The organism is Agrobacterium sp. NPDC089420 (assembly GCF_044900305.1).
Lineage (GTDB): Bacteria > Pseudomonadota > Alphaproteobacteria > Rhizobiales > Rhizobiaceae > Agrobacterium.
On record NZ_JBJDMY010000001.1, the window covers coordinates 227,937 to 244,650 of the forward strand.

A 16,714-nucleotide genomic window follows, 5' to 3' on the forward strand; every position below is an offset into this window, starting at 1 on the left:
ACACACCTCAAATCGCCGGCAGCACCTCGCCCGCTTCCGCCTGCGCCGTCGTAATCAACCGCCCAAGCCGCTTCATGCCTTCCTCGATCATCGCCTCGTTGGCGCAGGAGAAGCTGATGCGCAGCGTGTTCGAGCCGGAGCCATCCGCAAAGAAGGCGCGGCCGGGAACGAAGGCGACCTTTTCGGTGGCGATGGATTTCGCCAGCAACGCGGCGCCATCCATGCCTTCCGGCAGCGTCACCCAGATGAACATGCCGCCTTCAGGCTTCGTCCAGCGCGTGCCCTTCGGCATGTATTTGTCGAGGGCGGAAAGCATCGCATCGCGCCGCGCGCTATAGGCGGCCTTGATCTTGGCCACCTGCTTGTCGAAACCGCGCGAGGCGACCCGTTCGATGGCGATCTGGTTGATGGTCGAGGAATGCAGGTCGGCGGCCTGCTTCATCAGCACCAGCTTGCGGATGACCGGCGCGGAAGCGACGATGTAACCGACACGAAGGCCGGGCGCGAGCGTCTTCGAAAAGCTGCCGCAATAAATGGTGCGGGTGTTCTCGATGCCGCCCGAACGGGCGATGTCGAGCGCCATGATCGGCGGGATAGCCTCGCCATCGTAACGCAGCGACTGGTAAGCGGCATCTTCGATGACGGCGATATCGAGCTCGTCGGCCAGCGCCAGAACCTTCTCGCGGCCGGCCAGATCGACGGTTTCGCCGGTCGGATTGGAGAAATCGGCGGAGAGATAAGCGAACTTCACCGCACCGCCAAGCTTGGCGGCCGTTTCACGGTAAGCGTCGGGCGTGCGGTTGCCGCCGGGATTGAGCTGATCGTAATTCGGCTCATAGGCGTTGAAGGCGGAAAGCGCACCGAGATAGGTCGGCCAGGTGACGAGCGCGGTATCCTTCGGCGACAGGAACAGCTTGCCGAGATAATCGAGACCCTGCTGCGAACCGGAAACGATGAAGACATTGTCGGCGGTGCAGTCAATGCCGATCCCGGCCATTTCGCCTGCCAGCCATTCGCGCAGCGGCTTGTAACCCTCGCTGACGGAATATTGCAGCGCCGCGTTGACCTGCGTGCCCGAAAAAATTTCCGCGTAAGCCTCTTGGAATTCCTCCGCGGGGAAGAGAGCCGGGTCCGGAATGCCACCGGCAAAGGAGATGATATCGGGCTGCTCCAGCAGCTTCAGCAACTCGCGGATCTCAGACGCCTTCATGCGCGAAGAGCGCGTGGCGAAAATTTGTTCCCAATCAAGCATGGGTACGTTTCCTCTTGTGTCGTTTTTATGCGCGCATCTTTACAGAAATGTCGATACGTCAGCAATACTGACTTATCAGTTTTTCGAATTATTTCTGCCTCCCTGCACGCCGCCGCCAAGCCGCGGACAAAGCCAAATACACCCTTGTGCAAAGCTTCACAATCTTCCGTTTGCGATTGACGTAGCGGGCTTTTCCGGCTGCATTGCCGGCACGCGCCGTCACCGGCGCCGCTATCACGGGAGTTTGATGACATGCTGAAAAATATCGACCCGGCGCTGAACGCCGATGTTCTGCACGCGCTGCGCGCCATGGGTCACGGCGATACGCTGGTGATTTCCGACACCAATTTTCCGTCCGACTCGGTTGCCCGCCACACCACGGTCGGCCAGGCCCTTCGCATGGAGAATATTTCCGCCGCCCGCGCCATGCAGGCGATCCTCTCCGTACTGCCGCTCGACACGCCGCTGCAGCCTTCGGTCGGCCGCATGGAGGTGATGGGCGCGCCCGATCAGCTGGAGCCGGTTCAGGCCGAGGTGCAGAGGGAAATTGACGCCGCCGAAGGAAAACCCGCCCCCATGTACGGCATCGAACGCTTCGCCTTCTATGAAAAAGCCAAGCAGGCCTATTGTGTCATCACCACGGGCGAGACGCGTTTTTACGGCTGCTTTCTTTTGACGAAGGGCGTTATCCCGCCGAAGTGAGCGCCTATTCCCCATCGGCGAGCACCACGACCGCCTCCTTGCCCTGCCGCGTGACAAGCAATGGCGCGCGGGTTTCCAGAACCCGGTCGAAATGGGTCGCGAGATTCTGCCGGAACTCGGTAAATCGCACATTCGCCATGAGAACTGCCTTCCCGCAAATATGTACAGATTCATGTGCGTACAAGGAATAGCGAGTGAAGACACATCGGTGCGACCGCCAATGAAAAAGGCCGGAGCTTTCGCCCCGGCCTCCATATCTTCCACCAAGCGATGAAGCTTAGTTGACGGCCTTGTCGACCAGCTTGTTCTTGCCGATCCAGGGCATCATGCCGCGCAGCTTGGCGCCGACTTCTTCGATCTGGTGAGCATCGTTGTTGCGGCGGATGCCCTTGAAGCGGGCAGCGCCGGCCTTCCATTCCTGCATCCACTCGGAGGTGAACTTGCCGGTCTGGATGTCGTGCAGGACGCGCTTCATTTCAGCCTTGGTGTCGGCGGTGATGATGCGCGGACCGGTAACGTATTCGCCCCACTCGGCCGTGTTGGAGATCGAGTAGTTCATGTTGGCGATGCCGCCTTCATAGATCAGGTCGACGATCAGCTTCACTTCGTGCAGGCACTCGAAATAGGCCATTTCCGGGGCGTAACCGGCTTCGACCAGGGTTTCGAAACCGGCGCGGATGAGTTCGACGAGACCGCCGCACAGAACGACCTGTTCGCCGAAGAGGTCGGTTTCGCACTCTTCCTTGAAGTTGGTTTCGATGATGCCCGAACGGCCGCCGCCAACGCCGCAGGCGTAGGAGAGAGCGAGTTCAAGCGCATTGCCCGAAGCGTTCTGGTGAACGGCAACGAGGCAGGGAACGCCGCCGCCCTTCTGATATTCGCCGCGAACCGTGTGGCCGGGGCCTTTCGGTGCGATCATGACGACGTCGAGCGACGCCTTCGGCTCGATGAGACCGAAGTGAACGTTAAGGCCGTGGGCGAAAGCGATCGCTGCGCCATCACGGATGTTGCCGGCGATATCGGCCTTGTAGATGTCGGCCTGGAGTTCGTCCGGCGTCGCCATCATGATGAGGTCGCCCCACTTGGCAGCTTCGGCAACGGTCATGACCTTGAAGCCGTCGGCCTCGGCCTTCTTGACGGTCGGCGAACCGGCCTTCAGGGCGATCGCAACGTTCTTGGCGCCGGAATCCTTGAGGTTCAGCGCATGGGCGCGGCCCTGGGAACCATAGCCGACGATGACGACATTCTTGGACTTGATGAGATTGAGATCGGCATCACGATCATAATAAACGCGCATTTTATGGTCCTTCCCTAATGCTTGTCTCTCAGTTGTCTGAACCGGAGCCTCAGGCGAATTTGCCGCTGAGTTCCGAATGTACCTTTTCCGTCCCGTAGAGCGTCAGAAAGGCGACGACCGCCTTTTTCGCCCGGGCTGAAAAATCCTTGTCCGGCGCTTCGCCCAGCAGCATGCGCACATGCAGATCCGACACGATGAGACCGTAAAAACTGCGATACGCCTCCTCGGCGTCATCGAAGCGCAGGTAGCCGGATCGGCGACCCGCCTCGATCAGTCCGCGCGCCCGCCGGTCGATCTGGCGACGGCCGCGTTCCAAAAGCAGATCGCCGAGCTTCGAACCGTCGCGGCTCGCCTGCCCGATGGCCAGACGGTTGAGCGCCAGCGACACGTCGCCCGCCAGAACGTCCAGCAGGTCATGCGCGAAAACCTCAAGGTGATCGGCAAGCTGTGGCGCAGAGACGCGGTCGCCCGCCTTCTCGAAGGTGCGGACCTTGCTCTGCTGAAAGGTGATCATCGCCGCCAGCAGGCCGTCCCGGTCACCGAACCACTTATAGAGGCTTTCCTTGGAACAGTTGGCGGCGCGCGCCAGCCCGGATGTGGTGAGCGCTTTCTCGCCGCCCTCGACCAAAAGACGCAATGCCTGGTCCAGAACGGCGTTCTGGCGCGGCGAAAATTCCTGCGCTGTGATCGGGTCGGAAGCCAAGTCTTTCCACTCCAGGGGCTCGATTAATGTACCGTACGGTACGGTTCGAGCGCCATTTAAGCGGAGGCGGCTGCGCGGTCAAGCGGATTCTTCGGGGCAGAGAAGAATTGACGCGCTGCGGCATGTCCACGCACCGCAGCATGAAGCGTGGCAGCTATCGGCATTCAGCTCTCGATGTCGAACCGGCTTCTCGCCTCGCGTATCGCGTCCTGATTGTCGAGCGCCCATTGAATGACGACTTTAAGCGGCGCGTAGAGCGATGCGCCAAGCGGCGTGATGCTGTATTCCACGCTCGGTGGCTTCGTCGGAAAGACCTGCCGGTGAATATAACCTTCACGCTGCAAATCGCGCAGCGTCTGGGTCAGCATGCGCTGGGAAATATCGGGCACCATGCGCCGCAATGCGCCGAAACGGTAGGGCTTCGACGCTATCGCCCCCAGCAGCAAAGTGGACCATTTGCCACCGATCTGGCTCATCACATCCCGCACCGGGCAATCGGCAAGGCTGGTGGCGGAAAATACCAGCCCGAAGGCCTCGTCCGGCGTATTTTCGTGCAGTGCGGGCCTGACAGCGGTCATGAACTCGGTTCCCTTTTGGTAACGATCCGCCAAGAACCTGCCTTCTTTACAGCCTTTCGGCAATTCCTATTTTAGTGCTGCTCTCTTTTTGAGACCACCGAAAGGATAAATCATGAGCAGAATTCTGGTGACCGGCGCTGCCGGGCAGCTTGGACAGGCCGTCATCCGCCACCTGCTGGAAACCTACCATGTCCCAGCGGCCAATATCGTTGCCGCCACCCGCGACACGTCCCGGCTCTCGGCACTTGCCGCAAGGGGCGTCGAAACCAGACGGGCGGATTTCGACGACCCCGCATCGCTTGACGCGGCTTTTTCCGGAATCGCGACGTTGCTGGTCATCTCCACCGACGCGATCATGGTCCCCGGCCTTCGCCTCAGACAACATCAAACGGCGGTGGAGGCCGCCGCAAAAGCCGGTATCCGGCATATCGCCTATACGTCGATGCCGAGCCCCGACAAGTCGCTCGTCAGCTTCGCACCCGATCATCTGGGAACGGAAACGGCGATCAGGGCAAGCGGCCTGCCCTACACCATTCTGCGCAATGCCTGGTATTTCGACAACCACCTGCACGGCATGCCGCAAAATCTGAAAAACGGCCAATGGTTTACAGCGCGGCGTAACGGCAGGGTCGCCGATATCTCCCGGGAAGACTGCGCCCATGCCGCCGCCGCCGCATTGCTGAGGCCGGCGGAAAACCGGACCTATACGTTGACCGGAACGGAAACATCGACGGCCGACGATCTGGCTTCTTTGATAAGCGAGGTGACGGGCAAGCCGCTTGCCGTGGTGCAGGTCACGCCGGAGCAGCTCAAGCAGGCCATGACATCAGCGGGATTGCCGGACATCATCGCCGGCATAATCGCCTCCGTCGACGCCAATATCGCCGCCGGAAACTTCGACATCCTGACCCGAGACTTCGAAACGCTGACAGGTGCGACGCCGCAATCCGCAGCGGATTTCTTCAGCGCGCATCAATCCGCACTGCTCGGCTGAAATGTCCGCCCGTTCCACCCCGCGCCGGGACGGAACGGGCTTTAAAACAGTAACCTTTGCTCAAGCCCGGAGGGCCGAAGGTGAAACGGCCTGTTCCGCCGCCATCATCTCACGCGAAGCGTCGATATCGCGGGACGGCGACAGGCCGTAGAAGCGGCTATATTCGCGGCTGAACTGCGACGGGCTCTGGTAACCGACGCGATGGCCGGCCGTGCCCGCATCCAGCCGTTCCGCAAGCATCAGCCGGCGCGCCTCATGCAGCCGCAGCTGCTTCTGATACTGCACCGGCGTCATGGCCGTAATCGTCTTGAAATGGTGATGGAAGGACGACACGCTCATGCCGATATGATCGGCCAGATCCTCGATGCGCAGCTGGCGCGCGAAATTCTCGCGTAGCCAGGCAATGGCGCGGGCAATACGGTTGCCATGGCTGCCGGCCGCGATGATGTTCATGAGCTGCCCGCCGGCCGGTCCCGTCAGGATGCGATAGAGGATTTCCTGCTCGATCAGCGGCGCCATGGCGGCAATGTCGGCTGGACGATCGAGCAAGCGCAGCAGCCGTATGGCGGCATCGAGAAGTTCCGGCGTGGCGGTGTTGACGACGATGCCGCGCTGCGCGTCCGCCGGTTCCGTCGGAGGATCGATCGGCACGCGCCGCATGAGATCGAGCAGCTTTTCGCTGTCGATGGCAAGCGCGATACAGAAATGCGGCACCTCCTTGCTGGCCTCCACCACCCGCCAGGCAACCGGCAGGTCAAGCGAGGTCAGGAGATAGTCGCCGGCGCCATAATTGATGGTATCCGTGCCCAGCTGAACGCTTTTCGACCCCTGAATCACCATTGCCAGACACGGGCGGTAGCTGCCATGGCAAGGCGCGCTGGGCGTCGTGCGCCGGCTGATGCCGAGGGATTCGATCGCTGTCTGCACCTCGCCGTCCTGGGTGGCGTATCGCGCGGCGATGGAGGCGATCTCCTGGTAGACATTGAACGGCAAGGACATGGGGGAATCCCTTGAATGGAGAAAGCGACGCGTCTGGTGCCATTTATCTAGAAAGTCATCCGGCCGGCGCAAAGAGCACGCCGCATATTTTTGCAGGATCGTGCAAGAAGCTCGGAGGATTGCTCTAACGCCCCTTCCAACTTCCATCGCATAGTCCGCCGTCCCCAACTCCCGAAAGGATATTCAGATGGCTATTGCAAGAGGTTACGCTGCGACCGACGCATCGAAGCCGCTTACCCCGTTCACCTTCGAACGCCGCGAGCCGAACGATGACGACGTTGTCATCGATATCAAATATGCCGGCATCTGCCACTCGGACATCCACACCGTCCGCAACGAATGGAAAAACGCCGTCTACCCTATCGTTCCCGGCCATGAGATTGCCGGCGTCGTCAAGGCTGTCGGTTCCAAGGTCACGAAGTTCAAGGTCGGTGACCATGTCGGCGTCGGCTGCTTCGTCGATTCCTGCGTCGGCTGCGCCACCCGCGATCTGGACAACGAACATTATATGCCTGGCCTCGTCCAGACCTATAACGACGTCGATCCGCATACCAAGACTGCCACCCATGGCGGTTATTCCGACTCGATCGTCGTCAAGGAAGGTTATGTCCTGTCGATCCCGGACAACCTGCCGCTCGATGCCTCCGCACCGCTTCTCTGCGCCGGCATCACGCTTTATTCGCCGCTGCGCCGCTGGAACGCCGGCCCCGGCCAGAAGGTCGCCATCGTCGGCATGGGTGGCCTCGGCCATATGGGCGTCAAGCTCGGCGCGGCCATGGGCGCGGATATCACCGTGCTGTCGCAGACGCTGTCGAAAAAGGAAGACGGCCTGAAGCTCGGCGCGAAGGAATATTACGCCACCAGCGACGCCTCGACCTTCGAGACGCTGGCCGGCGCCTTCGACCTGATCATCTGCACGGCCGGCGTCGCAATCGACTGGAACGCCTATCTCGGCCTGCTGAAGCCCAAGGGCAGCATGGTCGTGGTCGGCGCGCCGGAACATGCGATCCCGGTGCACGCCTTCTCGCTCATCATCGGCGCAAAAAGCCTGTCCGGCTCCATGATCGGCTCTATCAAGGAAACCCAGGACATGCTGGATTTCTGCGGCGAGCACAACATCGTCTCGGAGATCGAGACGATCAACATCCAGGACGTCAACGAAGCCTATGAACGCGTGCTGAAAAGCGACGTGCGGTATCGCTTCGTCATCGACATGGCCTCGCTTGACGCGTGAACGTGGGATGGGGACGCACGCGCCCCATCCGCACTTCGTCACCCCGGACTAGATCCGGGGCCAGCGCGATCACGTCCTTGACCGCAAAAGCTCTCTTCGCCGCGCAGACGCGCCTTGGCTGGATGCGGGCTCAGAGCCGGCAGGGCGGCAGAGAGGTGGAGCACTTACCGTAGAGAAAGGGCGGGAAGCCATGCTTCCCGCCCTCTCCTTTGTCCGCAGTCCCTCAGGCCTCGTCCTTCAGCGTCTCTTTCTGGGTAATCAGCCGCGCGCTGTGCTGGCCGCTCAGATAGATCCACAGCCAGCTCCAGGCCACGGCAAGCCGCGAACGCGTCCCGATCAGAAAGTAGATATGGGCAAGCCCCCATATCCACCATGCCAGCACGCCCTTGAGCTTGAACCTGCCGAAATCGATCACCGCCGCGCGTTTGCCGATGGTGGCCAGATTGCCCTGATGGCTGTAGCGGAACGGTGCCGGCGAGGCTTGGCCGGAAAGCCGCGCCCTGATGACCTTCGCCACATGCCCACCCTGCTGTTTCGCAGCCGGCGCGATGCCGGGCACCGGCTTGCCATTCTCCTGGTTGACGGCGGCCGTGTCGCCGATGACGAAGATGTTTTCATCGTCCTCGAGATGAAGATGCGGCCCGACGACGGCGCGCCCGGCCCTGTCGGCGGCGGTATTGAGCCATTTGGCGGCGGGAGAAGCCTGCACACCGGCGGCCCAGACAACCGTGCGGCAGGGATAATGGGTCTCCCCCACCGTCACGCCCGCGTCGCTGCAGGCCGTAACCGGCGTCCCGAGCAGAACCTCGACCCCGAGTTTCTCAAGCGCGTCTTTCGCGTAAGCCGAAAGATCTTCCGTAAAGACCGGCAAGACACGGGGACCTGCTTCGACGAGCAGCACACGGGCTTTGCGGGTATCGACATTGCGGAATTCCGCCGGCAGCGCCTTGTGGGCCAGCTCGGCGATCATGCCCGCCATTTCCACACCCGTCGGACCGGCGCCGATGATGACGAAGGTCAGCTGTGCCTGCCGCTCCTCCTCGCTGGTGGCGAGTTCAGCCCGCTCGAACGCCAGAAGCAGGCGGCGGCGGATGGTCGTAGCATCCTCCAGCGTCTTCAGGCCAGGAGCGGAACGCTCCCATTCGTCATGGCCGAAATAGGCGTGGCGGGCGCCCGTGGCCAGCACCAGCGTATCGAACTGGATCGCCTCACCCGAATTCAGATGCACGGTTCGCGCCGCCCGGTCTATGCCGGTCACTTCCGCCAGCAGGGTCGTCACCTCCTTGCGATCGCGGTAAAGATGGCGGATCGGCCAGGCGATTTCGGATGTCGCCAGCGCCGTGGTCGCAACCTGATACAGCAATGGCTGGAACAGGTGATGGTTGCGGCGGTCGATCAGTGTGATGCGGACAGGGGCCTCCTCCAGCCCGTGTACCAGTTGCAAACCGCCGAAGCCTCCACCCACGACGACAACGTGATGTTCTTGCATATGTCTCTGCCTTCAAAAGCTCGCGCACGGAGCATGCGCAGCCAGAGCATAGGCGAAAAAATTGACTTCGGTTATGAATTAGGCTGACCGCAGGCCTGACAAAAACGCCGGACTGTTTCAGCCATGCCATATTCCAGCGCATCCGCCGTCAGCCCGTGGCCGATCGAGACCTCGGCGAGATTGGGAATACGTTTCATCAGCTTGGGCAGGTTCGCAACGGTCAGGTCATGGCCGGCATTGACCGCAAGCCCGACTGCGGCCGCATGATCCGCCGTCTGCCCGAGCGTTTCTACAAGCACGTCAGCCTTTTGCGGATCGTCAAAACAGCCGCCATAGGGACCGGTATAGAGCTCGATGCGGGCGGCACCCGTTTCCGCAGCAAGTTCCACGGGTTCGCGCTCACCGTCGCCATCGGCAAACAGCGAGACCCGCATGCCGCCGGCCTTCAGGCGCGCCACGACGTCCTTCAGGAAGACCGCATGTTTGCGGAAATCCCAGCCATGGTCGGATGTCGCCTGCGACGGATCGTCCGGCACCAGCGTCACCTGTTCCGGGTGCGTCTTTTCGCAAAGAACAAGAAAATCCTCGGTCGGATATCCTTCGATGTTGAATTCTGCGCCGGGGAAGCGGTCGTCGATCAGGGCGCGCAGAACGGGCAGGTCCGAAAAGCGGATATGGCGCTGGTCGGGTCGCGGGTGTACAGTCAGGCCGCTTGCCCCCGCCGCCAGTGCAATCTGCCCGAAATGGGCGACATCTGGCCATGGAAGATCGCGGCGGTTGCGTAACATGGCAATTGCGTTCAGATTGACGGAAAGTTTTGCGGGCATGAGATCGGCTCCGGTTCGGAATTGACACCCTGTTTCACGCAGGTTGACGCCAATCGCAAGGAGGCCGATAAATTTTTTATTATCGCGGGAACAAAAACACCCGATACACGTTACGGTTCTGATGCAGCATTTGGCATGATGTCTTGATCGAAAATGCGTCCGTCTTGGGGGAACAAGCCGCGGACGCCTTAAAAAGGCAGGCACGCTGCCGGAGAGCGCAAAGGGGGAGACAATGCAGGATGGCCGCATGCCGTTCGAAAGTCACGGCGACGAGGACAAACCCAATCTCAGGATCAGCAGCTTTCTACCCGACATAAGCCTGCCCTCCTCCCTGCCCGCGGAACCGGTCCCTATCGCCGACATGGCCAATATCTTCGGGGTGACCCACCGGACCTTGCATTTTTACGAGGAAAAGGCGCTGCTGACCTCGAGGCGCATCGGCCAGATGCGGGTCTATTCCCACCGCAACGTCCAGCGCATGGCCGTCATCAATGTCTGCCGAGAAGTCGGCATTTCCGTCGCCGCAATCACCGAAATCATGGAAAAGCTGGTGCGTTCCCTGTCCCAGGAGGAAGCGGACGAGATATTCCACGCCGCGCTGCGGCAGCGGAAAAGGGAATTGACGGCCGAGCTTTCCACCCTTCAGCGCCAGGCCCAGCAGATCGAGGAGCTGCTTGTCAGCGATGGCGACGCGGACGGCATGGATGGCGAAGAGCGGGGACCGACGAAGGACATAGCCCTCACCGATACCGAACGGAAATGCCTGGAACTGATGGCCGAGGGCTACGCGCCGGTGCGGCTTGCCCGAGCGCTCGGGCTTACGGGCAGCGATCTCAACGCGCTGGAGGCGAAGATCATCGGCAAGTTCAACGCCAGCAACCGCTTTCAGGCGGTCGCCAAGGCGGTTCTGCTCGGCGTCATCCGCGCCTGACCACGATCAGCGAACGATCGTCAGCGTCTCGGCGGCGCGGGTAATGGCGGTGTAAAGCCACCTTTCGCGCGAATCCCGGAAGGCGTAGCTCTCGTCGAAGAGAACCACATTGTTCCATTGCGAGCCCTGCGCCTTGTGCACGGTCAGCGCATAACCGAAATCGAACTCGTCGTACCGTTTGCGGGTCGACCAGGGAATTTCGGTCTCCACATCCTCGAAGGCCGCCTTCAGCAATTTGATCTTGGCCGCGCCGCGATCCATATCGTCGTCTTCCGGCCGGATCATCAGGTTGATGCCGGGTTTCACCGTCTCGCGCGAGGAACTCATCACCTGCCAGAGCGAACCGTTCAGCAGGCCCTTGGCCGGATCGTTCCGGAGGCAGACGAGCTTGTCGCCGGATTGCGGGTAATCGACCGAAAAACCCTTCAATTCGCGAAGCCGCTGATTGTAACGGCGGCGGGTGCGATTGGTGCCGACCAGCACCTGATCCGCCTCCAGAACCAGCGACTGCGTCACCTCCGACTTGGAAATCACCTGCGCGGAACCATAATCGCCGCGCATGATCTCGCGGCCTTCGCGCACATCCATGGCAAGATGGATGATGGGATTGTCCTTGGCCTGGCGATGGATTTCCGACAGCAGATAATCCGGCTCCTGCTCGGTGAAAAAGCCGCCGCCCGATACCGGCGGCAGCTGCCCCGGATCGCCAAGCACGAGGATGGGCGTGCCGAAGCTCATCAGATCCTTGCCGAGCTGCTCGTCCACCATCGAACATTCATCGATGATGATGAGCGCTGCCTTGGCGAGCGGGCTCTGGCGGTTGATGGAGAACATCGGCGCGATCGAGGTCTTGCCGGTTTCCTCGTCCTCCACCGTTTCTTCGCCACGCGGACGGTAGATCAGCGAATGGATGGTGCGGGCATTGGTCGCGCCACGCGAACGCAGCACCTGCGCCGCCTTGCCGGTGAAGGCCGCAAACAGCACCTCCCCATCGACATTTTCCGCAAAATGTTTGGCAAGCGTCGTCTTGCCCGTTCCGGCATAACCAAACAGCCGGAAAACCGGCGTCCGGCCTTCCTTCAGCCAGCGGGAAACAGCCTTGAGCGCTTCGTCCTGTTGCGGTGAAAATAACATGCGTCCTCATCGCAGGATTCGAGCCTGATGCGCAACAGAAAAAGAACGAAAGATGAATCATCCCGCGAGAATGCGGTAATAAAACACGGCTGGTTTTTAAGCCATGGTCGCTATCATGCCGCGCATGAAGATATTGATTCTCGGCGCGACAGGGTTCATCGGTTCGGAGGTTCTCAGAAGCCTGCACCGGCGCGGTCATGCCGTGACCGGGCTGGCGCGTTCCACAAGCCGCGCCCGGCATAAATGGCCTTTCGCCAACTGGGTCTCGGCCGATCTTTCCCAGATGGCGCGCGGGGAAGACTGGTCATCGCTGGTCACTGGCCATGACGCCATCGTCAATTGCGCCGGCGCACTTCAGGACGGTCTGTCGGACGACCTTGCCGCGACGCAGGAAAAGGCGATGCTGGCGCTCTACGAGGCGGCGACACAGGCGGAGGGCAGGCTGCTGATCCAGATATCGGCCCGCACGGCGGGAGCCGCCGCCGGCCTGCCCTTCCTCGCCACCAAACGCCGTGCCGACACAGCGCTTGCTGCGAGCGGCCTGCCTTACGTCATTCTGCGCCCCGCGCTGGTTGTCGGGCGCAATGCCCATGGCGGCACGGCGCTGGTGCGCGCGCTTGCCGGCTTTCCTTTCGTCCTGCCGCTCGTCAATGGCGCAATGCCTGTCCGAACGGTCGCGGTCGATGATGTGGCGGCAGCCGTCTGCGCGGCCGTCGATGGTGAAATCCCGCCGGGCAGTGATCTCGAACTCGCCGCGGAGGAAACGCTGACATTGCGCGACGTGATCGCCATACACCGGCAATGGCTTGGTCTGCCCGCCGCTCCGGTCGTGAACCTTCCGACAGCCCTTATCCACCCGGTCAGTCTGCTGGCGGATGCCGCAGGCAAACTCGGCTGGCGCTCGCCGCTGCGTTCAACCGCCATGACGGTCATGTCCGAAGGCATCGTCTCGCAGCAAGAGACGCAACCGGGGATGATAGCGCTCAAGACCCTGGAACAGACGCTGGCCGCCCACCCTTGCGGCGTGCAGGACCTGTGGTTTGCCAGATCCTATCTCCTGAAACCGCTGCTCATCCTCTGTCTGTCGTTATTCTGGCTGTTATCCGGCCTCATACCGCTGCTGAACATCAATGGAGCGGCAGCGCATTTCCTGCCGTTCATGCCGCAGACGCCGGCCATCGCCCTCACGCTTGCCACCTGCCTCATCGATATCGCCCTCGGCGTCATCGTCCTGTGGCGGCCGCTGGCCGGAAAGGCGCTCATCGGCATGCTGCTGGTCAGCGCCGCCTATCTGACCGGCGGCAGCCTGCTGGAGCCGGGCCTGTGGCTCGATCCGCTCGGCCCCCTCGTCAAGGTCCTGCCCTCACTCGCCCTGACACTCGTTGCCCTCGCCACGCTGGATGAACGCTGATGACGCTTGAGGAACTGCTGCGGCTCGCCCATGTCATCGGCGCAACGGTGCTGTTCGGCACCGGCGCGGGCATCGCCTTCTTCATGGTCATGGCGCGGCGAACGGCAAACCCGGCTCTGATCGCCCATGTGGCCGGCACGGTCGTCATTGCCGATACGATCTTCACCGCCACCGCCGCGATCATCCAGCCGGTGACCGGCTATTTTCTCGCGCGCACCATCGGCTGGCCCCTGACCGAAGGCTGGATCGCCCTTTCGCTTGGCCTTTACGTCTTCACCGGAATTTTCTGGCTGCCGGTGGTGTGGATCCAGATCCGGCTGCGGGACATTGCCCGCAACTGCGCCGCCACGGGACAAGACCTGCCGGCGCAATGGTTCCGCCTTTACCACATCTGGTTCGCCTGCGGTTTTCCCGCCTTCTTCGCGGTCCTGGGCATCATCTGGCTGATGCTCAACAAGCCGGATATTCCCCTGTTCGGCTGATGCGGCTCAATGCGCCGCCTGCTTCTCGACAAGCTGCGCCAGCTGCTCGGCAACCGTGTTCCAGCCCTCGAAGAACCCCATCTCCGCATGCCTGTCGCGGTCGGCAGGGTTGTTGTGCATGGCATAGGCCACATATTCCATGCCTTCGGGATGATCGCGAAACGTCATCACGGCGGTGAGGAACGGCTGGGCGGAGGGCCGGAAACCCGCGGTCAGCGCATCGGTGAAGATGAGACGCTCCTCATGATCCACCGCCAGGAAGCAGCCGCTGACATGATGGCCGAACTCCCTGCCGTCTTCGCTGTAGCGCGTCTCGAAGGCGCCGCCGGGATAAAGCTCCATTTTTTCCACCCGGCATTGGCCGGGATGCGGCACCCACCATTGTTCCAGGCTGGTCTTGTCCGTCCAGGCATTCCAGACGAGCCGGCGCGGCGCCCTTATGATGCGTGAAATCTTCAGGTCGAGATCGGGATTGAAAGTCTCGGTCATTGCTCATTCTCCCCTTTGCCGGACATCCTGTCCTGTTGCGCCATGACGAATTGTTCGAGCCGGTCGGTGCGGCCCTCCCAGATGGCGCGCTGTTGCGAAAGCCAGCCATCGAGCATGGAAAACCGCTGTTTTTCCAGCGAGCAGAACCGCACCCGCCCCTGCTTGCGCGTCACGATCAACCCCGCGTCCTCCAACTGGCGGATATGTTTCATGAAGGATGGCAGGGCCATGTCGAAAGGTTCGGCCAGCGTTCCGATGCTCGCCTCCCCGCCACCCAGCCGCAGGATCACCGCCCTGCGGGTCGGATCGGCGAGAGACTGAAAGATATCGTCGAGCGCGTCTGAATAGTTTTCCATAAGGCTAACTATCACGACTAAACACTTAGCTCAATGGATAAGTTTAAAAATATCCCGAAACGGGAATAAACCGGCGGGCACCGGTGTCTCTTGATGTGCTGGCGGCTTGAGCCCGCCCGAACCAAGGAGGATATGTCCATGAAGATCCGCTTTATCGTTCCCGCCCTCGTTCTGGCCTTTGCCGGAACGGCCTATGCCGCCCCTGCGGTCGAAACGGTCAAGACCGCCAAGGGCAATATGCTGGCAGGCGAAAAAGGCATGACGCTCTACACTTTCAAGAACGACAAGAAGGGCGTATCCAATTGTTATGACAAATGCGCCACGAACTGGCCGCCGTTTCTTGCGGCCGCCGGCGACAAGGCGGAAGGCGCCTATTCCCTCGTGACACGCAAGGATGGCAAGATGCAGTGGGCAAAGGACGGCATGCCGCTTTATTACTGGATCAAGGATGCCAAGAAGGGCGACGCCACCGGCGATGGCATGAACGGTGTGTGGGATGCCGCAAAACCCTGACGGCATGACTGGAACGCGGGGGAGCTACTCCCCCGCAGCCGGCAGCTTCGAGGCGGAGATGCTGGCCCTGATACCCATGCTGCGCCGTTATTCCCGCAGCCTTTCCCGCTCCGACGCCGATGGCGAGGACCTCCTGCAGGACTGTGTGGAAAAGGCCCTTGCCAATAAAAGGCAATGGCGCGGAACAGGTTTGAAATCATGGGCTTACACGATAATGACGAATCTTTATCGCAACCGCTACCGCGCCGAGAAACGTCATCCGTCCGAGAGTCTTGAGGGCCATGAAACCATCGCTGTCGCCGACACGCTTTCCGATACGCTGGAGAACGACCGGCTGCATGGCGCGCTTGCCCTTCTTCCACCGGACATGCGGGCGGTGCTGATGCTGGTGACGGTGGAAGGCTACAGCTATCAGGAGGCGGCAGAGACATTGGCGATCCCGCTCGGCACCGTCATGTCCAGACTGTCCCGCGCCCGCGAAACCCTTCGCCAGCAGCTGGCGGCGGATAATATCATTCCCCTGCGGAGACCACGATGACACGGCTGGAGGCCATAACCGAAGACGATCTGCACGCCTATGTCGACGGGCTTCTTTCCGACGAGGATTGCGCCGCCGTCGAGGCCTGGCTGGCGGAAAGACCCGAAGAACGCGCCCGCGTGCAGGACTGGAAACAACAGGCGGACATTCTTCGCAATGCCTTCGCCTCCTATGCCGCCGCCCATCCGCATGACGCCTCGATGCTCGGCCCGCAAAAGCCGGACCGCGCATGGCGGATAAAACCGGTTCTCCTGCAGACGGCGGCGGCGCTTATGATCTTCGTGGCGGGTGCCGCAACCGGCAGGCTTTTGCCATCGTCTTTTTCCACCCCCCAGGATGTGACCCTTGCATCCATGACGACGGATATTCCGGCACAGGCGAAATCCGCCTATCTCATCTATGCGAGCGAGGTCCGCCATCCCGTCGAGGTCGGCGCCGGAGAGCAGCAGCATCTCGCGACATGGCTCGGCAAGCGGCTGGGTTACCCCTTCGCCATCCCCGATCTTTCCAAGATCGGCTATGACCTCGTCGGCGGACGCCTCATCCCCGTCAGCGGCAAGCCGGGCGCGATGCTGATGTATCAGGACAAGACCGGCCGCCGGGTGACGGTTCTGATCGGCCATAACGAGGAAAACCGTACCACCAGCTTCCGCATGGCGAGCGCCGACGGTATCGAGACCTTCTACTGGATCGACAACGAACTGGGTTATGCCGTTTCCGCCGAACTGACGCGCGACGAGGTGCAGGCGATCGCCGAGGAATGTTACCGGCAGTTCCCGACCTGA

General features: G+C 61.4%; 20 protein-coding genes. 9 read left to right on the forward strand and 11 right to left on the reverse strand.

Annotation, left to right across the window (positions count from 1 at the left end):
• Positions 1–7 precede the first annotated feature (7 nt).
• The gene (locus ACI2KA_RS01165) at positions 8–1,252 is read right to left on the reverse strand and encodes a PLP-dependent aminotransferase family protein (RefSeq protein WP_404498447.1); all 1,245 of its coding nucleotides are present in this window, start codon (positions 1,250–1,252) and stop codon (positions 8–10) included.
• Positions 1,253–1,504: 252 nt separating this feature from the next.
• On the opposite strand from ACI2KA_RS01165, the gene ACI2KA_RS01170 reads away from it, so the two are divergent.
• Positions 1,505–1,954 (forward strand): RbsD/FucU family protein, encoded by a 450-nt coding sequence (locus ACI2KA_RS01170; RefSeq protein WP_404498449.1) that lies wholly within the window; start codon positions 1,505–1,507, stop codon positions 1,952–1,954.
• Between the two features lie 4 nt (positions 1,955–1,958).
• On the opposite strand, the gene ACI2KA_RS01175 is transcribed toward ACI2KA_RS01170, so the two are convergent.
• The 4 genes from ACI2KA_RS01175 to ACI2KA_RS01190 all read right to left on the reverse strand — a co-directional run bounded on the left by ACI2KA_RS01175 (position 1,959) and on the right by ACI2KA_RS01190 (position 4,532).
• Positions 1,959–2,093, reverse strand: a complete 135-nt coding sequence (locus ACI2KA_RS01175) for a type II toxin-antitoxin system Phd/YefM family antitoxin (protein WP_404498451.1) — start codon at positions 2,091–2,093, stop codon at positions 1,959–1,961.
• A gap of 138 nt (positions 2,094–2,231) precedes the next feature.
• Positions 2,232–3,251, reverse strand: coding sequence for a ketol-acid reductoisomerase (gene ilvC / locus ACI2KA_RS01180; RefSeq protein ID WP_269340770.1), 1,020 nt, complete (start codon positions 3,249–3,251; stop codon positions 2,232–2,234).
• Positions 3,252–3,300: 49 nt separating this feature from the next.
• On the reverse strand, positions 3,301–3,954 hold the full coding sequence (locus tag ACI2KA_RS01185) for a TetR/AcrR family transcriptional regulator (protein ID WP_404498453.1): 654 nt from the start codon (positions 3,952–3,954) through the stop codon (positions 3,301–3,303).
• A gap of 164 nt (positions 3,955–4,118) precedes the next feature.
• Entirely contained in the window at positions 4,119–4,532 is a 414-nt protein-coding gene (locus tag ACI2KA_RS01190; protein ID WP_404498455.1) for a winged helix-turn-helix transcriptional regulator, read from the reverse strand.
• Between the two features lie 109 nt (positions 4,533–4,641).
• Here ACI2KA_RS01190 and ACI2KA_RS01195 point away from each other — a divergent pair, with 109 nt between their 5' ends.
• The gene (locus ACI2KA_RS01195; protein ID WP_404498919.1) at positions 4,642–5,526 is read left to right on the forward strand and encodes an SDR family oxidoreductase; all 885 of its coding nucleotides are present in this window, start codon (positions 4,642–4,644) and stop codon (positions 5,524–5,526) included.
• Positions 5,527–5,586: 60 nt separating this feature from the next.
• Here the strand turns inward: ACI2KA_RS01195 and ACI2KA_RS01200 are convergent, their stop codons facing one another.
• Positions 5,587–6,525 (reverse strand): AraC family transcriptional regulator N-terminal domain-containing protein, encoded by a 939-nt coding sequence (locus ACI2KA_RS01200; protein ID WP_404498457.1) that lies wholly within the window; start codon positions 6,523–6,525, stop codon positions 5,587–5,589.
• Positions 6,526–6,712: 187 nt separating this feature from the next.
• Here ACI2KA_RS01200 and ACI2KA_RS01205 point away from each other — a divergent pair, with 187 nt between their 5' ends.
• On the forward strand, positions 6,713–7,759 hold the full coding sequence (locus ACI2KA_RS01205) for an NAD(P)-dependent alcohol dehydrogenase (protein ID WP_404498459.1): 1,047 nt from the start codon (positions 6,713–6,715) through the stop codon (positions 7,757–7,759).
• A 223-nt stretch (positions 7,760–7,982) separates the two neighbouring features.
• Here the strand turns inward: ACI2KA_RS01205 and ACI2KA_RS01210 are convergent, their stop codons facing one another.
• Together ACI2KA_RS01210 and ACI2KA_RS01215 are read right to left on the reverse strand one after the other, a co-directional pair.
• Positions 7,983–9,248: an NAD(P)/FAD-dependent oxidoreductase gene (locus ACI2KA_RS01210; protein WP_404498460.1), complete on the reverse strand. Its 1,266-nt coding sequence runs from the start codon at positions 9,246–9,248 to the stop codon at positions 7,983–7,985.
• 71 nt (positions 9,249–9,319) lie between these two features.
• Positions 9,320–10,075 (reverse strand): pyridoxine 5'-phosphate synthase, encoded by a 756-nt coding sequence (locus ACI2KA_RS01215; RefSeq protein WP_404498462.1) that lies wholly within the window; start codon positions 10,073–10,075, stop codon positions 9,320–9,322.
• Between the two features lie 232 nt (positions 10,076–10,307).
• Here ACI2KA_RS01215 and ACI2KA_RS01220 point away from each other — a divergent pair, with 232 nt between their 5' ends.
• On the forward strand, positions 10,308–11,006 hold the full coding sequence (locus tag ACI2KA_RS01220) for a MerR family transcriptional regulator (protein ID WP_404498464.1): 699 nt from the start codon (positions 10,308–10,310) through the stop codon (positions 11,004–11,006).
• A gap of 6 nt (positions 11,007–11,012) precedes the next feature.
• On the opposite strand, the gene ACI2KA_RS01225 is transcribed toward ACI2KA_RS01220, so the two are convergent.
• On the reverse strand, positions 11,013–12,140 hold the full coding sequence (locus ACI2KA_RS01225) for an ATP-dependent RecD-like DNA helicase (protein ID WP_404498466.1): 1,128 nt from the start codon (positions 12,138–12,140) through the stop codon (positions 11,013–11,015).
• 124 nt (positions 12,141–12,264) lie between these two features.
• On the opposite strand from ACI2KA_RS01225, the gene ACI2KA_RS01230 reads away from it, so the two are divergent.
• Both ACI2KA_RS01230 and ACI2KA_RS01235 read left to right on the forward strand, forming a co-directional pair.
• Positions 12,265–13,551 (forward strand): SDR family oxidoreductase, encoded by a 1,287-nt coding sequence (locus ACI2KA_RS01230; protein ID WP_404498921.1) that lies wholly within the window; start codon positions 12,265–12,267, stop codon positions 13,549–13,551.
• On the forward strand, positions 13,551–14,033 hold the full coding sequence (locus tag ACI2KA_RS01235) for a DUF2269 family protein (RefSeq protein WP_404498468.1): 483 nt from the start codon (positions 13,551–13,553) through the stop codon (positions 14,031–14,033). The genes ACI2KA_RS01230 and ACI2KA_RS01235 overlap by 1 nt, the downstream gene beginning before the upstream one ends.
• A gap of 6 nt (positions 14,034–14,039) precedes the next feature.
• Here ACI2KA_RS01235 and ACI2KA_RS01240 read toward each other — a convergent pair whose 3' ends face one another.
• Both ACI2KA_RS01240 and ACI2KA_RS01245 read right to left on the reverse strand, forming a co-directional pair.
• Entirely contained in the window at positions 14,040–14,522 is a 483-nt protein-coding gene (locus ACI2KA_RS01240) for an SRPBCC family protein (protein ID WP_404498470.1), read from the reverse strand.
• Positions 14,519–14,878 (reverse strand): ArsR/SmtB family transcription factor, encoded by a 360-nt coding sequence (locus ACI2KA_RS01245; protein WP_404498472.1) that lies wholly within the window; start codon positions 14,876–14,878, stop codon positions 14,519–14,521. Before ACI2KA_RS01245 ends, ACI2KA_RS01240 begins: the two co-directional genes overlap by 4 nt.
• Positions 14,879–15,010: 132 nt before the next feature.
• Between ACI2KA_RS01245 and ACI2KA_RS01250 the strand changes: the two genes are divergently transcribed.
• The 3 genes from ACI2KA_RS01250 to ACI2KA_RS01260 are packed head-to-tail and all read left to right on the forward strand — an operon-like array spanning position 15,011 to position 16,714.
• Positions 15,011–15,391: a hypothetical protein gene (locus tag ACI2KA_RS01250; RefSeq protein ID WP_404498474.1), complete on the forward strand. Its 381-nt coding sequence runs from the start codon at positions 15,011–15,013 to the stop codon at positions 15,389–15,391.
• Positions 15,375–15,929, forward strand: a complete 555-nt coding sequence (locus tag ACI2KA_RS01255) for a sigma-70 family RNA polymerase sigma factor (RefSeq protein WP_404498476.1) — start codon at positions 15,375–15,377, stop codon at positions 15,927–15,929. The genes ACI2KA_RS01250 and ACI2KA_RS01255 overlap by 17 nt, the downstream gene beginning before the upstream one ends.
• Positions 15,926–16,714, forward strand: coding sequence for an anti-sigma factor family protein (locus ACI2KA_RS01260; protein WP_404498478.1), 789 nt, complete (start codon positions 15,926–15,928; stop codon positions 16,712–16,714). Before ACI2KA_RS01255 ends, ACI2KA_RS01260 begins: the two co-directional genes overlap by 4 nt.

What these genes read in the sequence shown, in the direction of transcription:
- ACI2KA_RS01165 (WP_404498447.1), bottom strand. Translation starts at nt 1,252, where the DNA reads ATGCTTGATTGGGAACAAATTTTCGCCACGCGCTCTTCGCGCATGAAG.
- ACI2KA_RS01170 (WP_404498449.1), top strand. Translation starts at nt 1,505, where the DNA reads ATGCTGAAAAATATCGACCCGGCGCTGAACGCCGATGTTCTGCACGCG.
- ACI2KA_RS01175 (WP_404498451.1), bottom strand. Translation starts at nt 2,093, where the DNA reads ATGGCGAATGTGCGATTTACCGAGTTCCGGCAGAATCTCGCGACCCAT.
- ilvC (WP_269340770.1), bottom strand. Translation starts at nt 3,251, where the DNA reads ATGCGCGTTTATTATGATCGTGATGCCGATCTCAATCTCATCAAGTCC.
- ACI2KA_RS01190 (WP_404498455.1), bottom strand. Translation starts at nt 4,532, where the DNA reads ATGACCGCTGTCAGGCCCGCACTGCACGAAAATACGCCGGACGAGGCC.
- ACI2KA_RS01200 (WP_404498457.1), bottom strand. Translation starts at nt 6,525, where the DNA reads ATGTCCTTGCCGTTCAATGTCTACCAGGAGATCGCCTCCATCGCCGCG.
- ACI2KA_RS01205 (WP_404498459.1), top strand. Translation starts at nt 6,713, where the DNA reads ATGGCTATTGCAAGAGGTTACGCTGCGACCGACGCATCGAAGCCGCTT.
- ACI2KA_RS01210 (WP_404498460.1), bottom strand. Translation starts at nt 9,248, where the DNA reads ATGCAAGAACATCACGTTGTCGTCGTGGGTGGAGGCTTCGGCGGTTTG.
- ACI2KA_RS01215 (WP_404498462.1), bottom strand. Translation starts at nt 10,075, where the DNA reads ATGCCCGCAAAACTTTCCGTCAATCTGAACGCAATTGCCATGTTACGC.
- ACI2KA_RS01220 (WP_404498464.1), top strand. Translation starts at nt 10,308, where the DNA reads ATGCAGGATGGCCGCATGCCGTTCGAAAGTCACGGCGACGAGGACAAA.
- ACI2KA_RS01225 (WP_404498466.1), bottom strand. Translation starts at nt 12,140, where the DNA reads ATGTTATTTTCACCGCAACAGGACGAAGCGCTCAAGGCTGTTTCCCGC.
- ACI2KA_RS01230 (WP_404498921.1), top strand. Translation starts at nt 12,265, where the DNA reads ATGAAGATATTGATTCTCGGCGCGACAGGGTTCATCGGTTCGGAGGTT.
- ACI2KA_RS01235 (WP_404498468.1), top strand. Translation starts at nt 13,551, where the DNA reads ATGACGCTTGAGGAACTGCTGCGGCTCGCCCATGTCATCGGCGCAACG.
- ACI2KA_RS01240 (WP_404498470.1), bottom strand. Translation starts at nt 14,522, where the DNA reads ATGACCGAGACTTTCAATCCCGATCTCGACCTGAAGATTTCACGCATC.
- ACI2KA_RS01245 (WP_404498472.1), bottom strand. Translation starts at nt 14,878, where the DNA reads ATGGAAAACTATTCAGACGCGCTCGACGATATCTTTCAGTCTCTCGCC.
- ACI2KA_RS01250 (WP_404498474.1), top strand. Translation starts at nt 15,011, where the DNA reads ATGTCCATGAAGATCCGCTTTATCGTTCCCGCCCTCGTTCTGGCCTTT.
- ACI2KA_RS01255 (WP_404498476.1), top strand. Translation starts at nt 15,375, where the DNA reads ATGCCGCAAAACCCTGACGGCATGACTGGAACGCGGGGGAGCTACTCC.
- ACI2KA_RS01260 (WP_404498478.1), top strand. Translation starts at nt 15,926, where the DNA reads ATGACACGGCTGGAGGCCATAACCGAAGACGATCTGCACGCCTATGTC.